Raw genomic sequence first — 5619 nt, forward strand, 5'->3', positions numbered from 1 at the left:
GTCTGGCCGCCGGCACGCCGCACATGCTCAGCTGCGGTTCCTGGTGCGATCCCGGCCGCTGGGCCTTTGATGCCGATGCCCGCCTGTTGCCCGGCGGTTTTTATAACGGCGACACCGGCAAGGTCGAGATTTTCGATCAACGGCTGATCAACGAGCACGTGCGCCATTCCTGGTTTCGCCCCTACCAAGGCGGGCGCCACCCCTGGCAGGGCGAAACCGTTCCGGATTTTCAACCCGACAGCGACCGCTATACCTGGGCCAAGGCGCCGCGCTACGGCGACAGGGTGGTGCAAACCGGACCCTTGGCCGAATTGTTGATAGCCGGCGATGCCTTGATTACGTCCCTGCACGCCGCCGAGGGCGGTAATGCTTGGTTGCGCCAGTTCGCCAGGGTGCGGCGGGTTGCCCTGGAGCTGCTGCATGCGCGGCGCATGTTGGATGAATTGGCCTTAAACATGCACGAACCGCATTTTCTGGATACGCCCAAGTCGCAAGAGGTTGACGGCGAAGGCTACGGTTTGGTGATGGCCGCGCGCGGCATGCTGGGACATTGGCTGCGTATCAAGGACGGCGTAGTGGATAAATACCAGATCGTCACGCCCACGGCATGGAACGCGTCGCCGCGCGACAGCGGCGGCGTACCCGGGCATTGGGAGCAGAGTCTGGTCGGCTTGGCCGTGCAAGATCCGGATAACCCGGTGGAAATCGGCCACGTCATCCGTTCTCACGACCCCTGTCTGGTCTGCACCGTGCATATGCTGGATACCGGCAAACGCGTGCGCTTTGCGCCTTAATCCATGCGCCACATTCTTTGTTTCGGTAACCCGCTGCACGGCGACGATGGTTTCGGCGTTGCCGTCTATCAGCGGCTTGCCCGGCTGCCGTTGCCTGAAAACCTGCGCATTTTCGACGCCGGTACGCCAGGATTGGCGGCTTTGCTGTTATTTCAAGGGTGCGATGAAGCAATCATCGTCGATGCCGGGGCTCCGGCCGGCGAACCCGGCCGGCTCGGCCGGCCCTTGCCGGAAACGGTCATGGCAGAAGCCTCGTTGGCGGGACATGGCATGGGCGTGGGCTATTTATTGCACGCCTTGGCGGCGCTGCCGGAACCCATGCCGCGTATTCAAATCGTTACCGCCGAAATAGCAGCCGCCACGCCATTTCAGCCGGGCCTGTCGGTGGCGGCGGCTAGAGCCGTCGACGAGACGGTGGCGCTGTTAAGTCCTTATTTTCTAAACCATACGGCATGAAAGATACCCGCCTGCAAAGCGAATTGGAAAGCTTGCGTACCGAAATAACCGCGTTACGGCTTGCCAATGCCGCGTTGGAACAGCAGATGTCCCAGGATGCGGAGCAGACCGATAGCCTGCTTCGCGCCATGGAATCGCAAAGCAATGCGCTACGCGAGGCCAATCAGCGCCAGCTTAATCAGCGCTTTTTTCTACAGCGGGTCATGGATACCACCGGCGCGTTGATGATACTGCTGGGGCCGGACGGCCGCTTGCGGCAGATTAACCAGCGCTGCAGCGAAATGTTGGACGTGGCGGACCGGAAGCTGGATGAGCACGTGCTGGACGAATGGCTGCATCCCTATGAGCGGCAAGCGTTGGCCGACATGCTCGGCAAACTGCCTTGGCCGGTTTACTCGCCGCTGTTCGAGGCCGCGCACCGGGCGGGTAACTATACGGCGGAACACAGGCTGCTGGGCCGCGACGGCCAATATCGGCATTATTGGCTGGAAGCGAGTATCCAGTACAACCGGCAAGGCAAGGAAGAGGGCGCGGTGGTGTGCGCAACCGACATCAGTCCGCTCAAACAACAGCAAGAGCGTCTGCATCGCAGCGAAAACCTGCTGAAGGAAGCGCAGCATATCGCCCATTTGGGCCACTGGGAGCAGGATCTTGCGAGCGGCGAACTGACGTGGTCGGAAGAAATTTACCGCATTCTGGAAATCGATCCGCTAACCCGGCCATTATCTTTTCCGGACTTGCTGGACTTGGTCCACCCCGACGACCGCGCCGCGGTCGATAAAGCGTATTCGGTTTCGCTGACGGCCGATAAGCCCATTAGCGTGGACCATCGGCTGTTGTTGGCGGACGGCCGGGTGAAATGGCTGCGCAAATGCTTTATTACGCATGCCGATTCGGAAGGGCAGCCGCGCCGCTTGGTCGGCACGGTGCAGGATGTTACCGCCGAGCGCCTGATCGACGAACAGCTGGTTTTGGCGGCCAGCGTTTTCGAAAGCAGTTTGAACGGAATTCTGATTACCGATGCCAATGCCCGTATTATCAAGGTCAATCGCGCCTTTACCGAAATCATGGGCTATGGTTCCGAAGAAGTGCTGGGCCAAAAACCCAACCTGTTCAAGTCGGGTTACCATGACAAGGAATTCTATCGGAAGTTATGGTCCACGCTGAAGCTGGCCGGCAAGTGGCAAGGCGAGATTTGGGACCGCCGCAAGAATGGCGAATCATTGCCGCTTTGGCAAAGCGTTTCCGCCGTGCATGACAGCGATGGCCAAATCATCCGTTATATCGGGGTTTTTTACGATCTTAGCGAGCAAAAGCGCGCGGCGGAACATATCCATCATTTAGCCTATTACGATTCGTTGACGGATTTACCCAATCGGCAACTGTTTGTGGAACGTTGCGAGCAGTCCTTGGAAAAAGTGCGCCGTAGCGGCCGGACCCTGGCCGTGCTGTTTCTGGATCTGGACCGCTTTAAGCACGTTAACGACAGCCTGGGGCATCCGGTGGGAGACGAGCTTCTGCGCGCGGTGGCGCAACGCTTGAAGAATACCCTGCGCCATGGCGATATGGTAGCCCGGTTGGGGGGCGACGAATTCATCGTGCTGCTGGAGGATACCGAAAATCACGATGTTGTCGAATATGTGGCATGCAAAATCTTGGCGGGGCTGGCCCAGCCGTTCATGGCCCAGGGGCATAAACTTGAAATCGGCACTTCCATCGGTATCAGTTGTTATCCCGAAGACGGCGAGGACGCCACCACGCTGATCAAGCATGCCGACCTGGCCTTGTATCAGGCCAAGGAGCAGGGGCGCGGCATTTTCCGGTATTACGATGTCCGTCTGACCGAGCGCGCCCGGGAACGTTTGTTTCTTGAGAGCGAACTGCGCGACGCGCTGGCGAGAGAGGAGCTGATAGTCCATTATCAACCGCAACTGGCGCTGGCCGACGACCGGTTGATCGGCGCGGAGGCTTTGTTGCGCTGGCGCCATCGCGAGCACGGCCTGATTCCTCCGGACAAGTTCATCTCGATCGCCGAGGATTCCGGATTGATAGTCGCCATCGGCGAATGGGTATTGCGCAGCGCCTGCCGCCAAGCCAAGCAATGGCTGGATGCGGGCCACGATTTCCAGCGCATGGCAGTCAATTTGTCCGGGGTGCAGATCGAGCGTAGCGACATCCTGGCCACCGTCACACAGGTATTGGCGGATACCGGCTTGCCGCCGAAACATCTGGAACTGGAAATTACCGAAACCTACATCATGCAGCAGGCGCAACTAAACGTCCGCATCATGGGAGACTTGCGCGCGCTGGGCGTAACCCTGGCCATCGACGATTTCGGCACCGGCCAATCCTCGCTGGGTTATCTGAAACGCCTGCCGGTGGATAAACTGAAAATCGACCGTTCTTTCGTCATGGACATTCCGCAAGACAGCAACGACATGGCCATCACGCGTGCCATCATTGCCCTCGGCCACAACCTGCATCTCACCGTATTGGCGGAAGGAATAGAAACCGCGGAACAAGCGGCCTTCCTCAAGGAATTGGGTTGCGACGAAGCGCAGGGCTATTACTATGGCCGGCCCGTCGACGCCGAAAGTTACCTGAAATTACTGAAAGAAAGCGCCCGCCCCCGCCGTTCACCAACATAGATTTGGCGATTAACGGATAGAGGCGATCCGGCGGATTTCAAGCAGCCTCAAGCTATTTTCAGCACCTTGGCGCCGCGGATTTTGCCGGTTTTCAGCTCCAGCAGGGCTTCGTTGGCCTGTTCCAGCGCAAATACCTGCACCGTCGGTTGCAGCCGCATTTCCGCCGCCAAGGCCAAAAACGCCCTAACATCCGTCCGGGTAATGTTGGCGACGCTTTTGATTTCTTTTTCCAGCCACAGATGTCGCGGATAATCCAGCGTTAACAGGCTGTCGCGGCCGCCTTCCTTGCGGATGGCATTGATTACCAGCCGGCCGCCGGCTTCCAGGTTTGCCAGGGCCGCCACAATCGGTTCCCAAGCCGGCGTGGTGTCTATGATGCCGTCGAGCCTGCGCGGCGCGCGGTCCGTGGTGTTCCCGGCCCATACCGCGCCCAGTTCCATGGCGAAAGCCCTTTCCTCGGCACTACGGGCAAACACGTAAATTTCGCTGTCCGGAAAACGGTAGCGGGCCATTTTCAATACCAGATGCGCCGAGGCGCCGAAGCCGGTCAAGCCCAGGCGCTGGCCGTTTTTCAATCCGGTCAGACGCAGCGAACGGTAGCCGATGGCGCCGGCGCAGAGCAGGGGAGCGGCCTGTATATCCGAAAAGGTGGCGGGCAGGGGGTGGGCGAAGCTTTCATCGATGGTCATATATTCCGCGTAACCGCCATTGGCGTCTCGGCCGGTGGCGGCAAAATCCGGGCAGAGATTTTCCTGGCCCGCCAGACAGAATTTACAGGTCCCGCACGCCGCAAAGATCCAGGCCACGCCGACCCTGTCGCCAACCCGGAATTTACCGGCCCGGTCACCGGCGGCTTCGACCAAGCCGACCGCTTGGTGGCCGAGGATGATCGGCAAACGGGGCGGCGGCGTACGGCCTTCGATTTCGTCCAGCTCGGTATGGCAAACCCCGCAGGCGGAGACTTTGAGCAGTATTTCCGTCGCCGAAGGCAGCGGTTTCGGCAGTTCCGTTAGCGTTAAGGGCCGCCGGTTGTTTTCAAGCGTGCAGAGCCTTTCCAATACCATTGCCTTCATGGGATTCACCCTATCCAAGTTAGCGGATTGCCGAGCCGTCGGGCCGGTTTTAGAATGCTCAACCGATTTTTTTAGGTTTAAGCAATTGAAAAATATCGGCTTCAATAAAGCCGAAGGCCGTTATCCATAACAAGGCGTCGTAAGCATCCAGCCAGGCTTGCCGCCAAAGCCAGATGCCGGCCATGGCCAGCAGGCCGGCGAAGATGCCGATGGTCGCCATCCAGCATGCGGCGGCATGCTGAATCACGATATCCGGACGGCGGACTTCCAGTTCCATCAAGGCGATGAGTGCAAACCACAGCAAGGAATTGCCGACATCCAGCCATTCGCTGTCGCGTAAATAGCTGAAAAACACCCAGACAATCACCGCGATCAGTGCGGTGCGGCCCCGTTCCAGCGTCTTTTCCGCGGCCGGCGGCTTGCCGCCATGGGTCTCCAGTTCGTAAATCACCAGCAAAATCAGCCAGGTCAGGGCGTCCATGGCGCTGGTAAGCGTGTCGACGATGGCGTAGGTGACGGCGTTTAAACTCAGCAAGGCCAAAATCAGCAATTTGAATTTCGGATAGTGCGGACTGGGGAATGGGTTCGACATGTTTGGGCAAAACGCTGAAATTTTGACGATTGGCTAGGCTCGGCGGCACCCTTGCC

5 protein-coding genes are annotated in these 5619 nt (G+C 59.0%); 3 read left to right on the forward strand and 2 right to left on the reverse strand.

The genetic code is table 11. From position 1 onward, the window contains the following. From NP596_RS19450 to NP596_RS19460, 3 genes are all read left to right on the forward strand, one after another. Positions 1 to 794, forward strand: a 794-nt coding sequence (locus NP596_RS19450; protein WP_256617060.1) for a nickel-dependent hydrogenase large subunit, incomplete at its 5' end; no start/stop codon positions are given. 3 nt (positions 795 to 797) lie between these two features. Then, entirely contained in the window at positions 798 to 1250 is a 453-nt protein-coding gene (locus tag NP596_RS19455) for a hydrogenase maturation protease (RefSeq protein WP_256617061.1), read from the forward strand. After that, complete coding sequence (locus NP596_RS19460) at positions 1247 to 3898, forward strand: sensor domain-containing protein (protein WP_256617062.1); 2652 nt, start codon at positions 1247 to 1249, stop codon at positions 3896 to 3898. The genes NP596_RS19455 and NP596_RS19460 overlap by 4 nt, the downstream gene beginning before the upstream one ends. Positions 3899 to 3945: 47 nt before the next feature. Here the strand turns inward: NP596_RS19460 and NP596_RS19465 are convergent, their stop codons facing one another. Together NP596_RS19465 and NP596_RS19470 are read right to left on the reverse strand one after the other, a co-directional pair. Beyond that, positions 3946 to 4971 carry a zinc-dependent alcohol dehydrogenase family protein gene (locus NP596_RS19465; protein WP_256617063.1) on the reverse strand — a complete coding sequence of 342 codons (1026 nt, stop codon included), beginning with the start codon at positions 4969 to 4971 and terminating at the stop codon, positions 3946 to 3948. Between the two features lie 58 nt (positions 4972 to 5029). After that, a complete protein-coding gene (locus tag NP596_RS19470; RefSeq protein WP_256617064.1) occupies positions 5030 to 5563 on the reverse strand; it encodes a hypothetical protein in 534 nt (177 codons plus the stop codon). Positions 5564 to 5619: the final 56 nt, after the last annotated feature.

The organism is Methylomonas rivi, assembly GCF_024505165.1.
GTDB lineage: Bacteria > Pseudomonadota > Gammaproteobacteria > Methylococcales > Methylomonadaceae > Methylomonas > Methylomonas rivi.

Excerpts from the sequence above, each read along its gene's own strand:
- NP596_RS19470 (WP_256617064.1), bottom strand. The coding sequence starts at position 5,563 with ATGTCGAACCCATTCCCCAGTCCGCACTATCCGAAATTCAAATTGCTG.
- NP596_RS19465 (WP_256617063.1), bottom strand. The coding sequence starts at position 4,971 with ATGAAGGCAATGGTATTGGAAAGGCTCTGCACGCTTGAAAACAACCGG.
- NP596_RS19460 (WP_256617062.1), top strand. The coding sequence starts at position 1,247 with ATGAAAGATACCCGCCTGCAAAGCGAATTGGAAAGCTTGCGTACCGAA.
- NP596_RS19455 (WP_256617061.1), top strand. The coding sequence starts at position 798 with ATGCGCCACATTCTTTGTTTCGGTAACCCGCTGCACGGCGACGATGGT.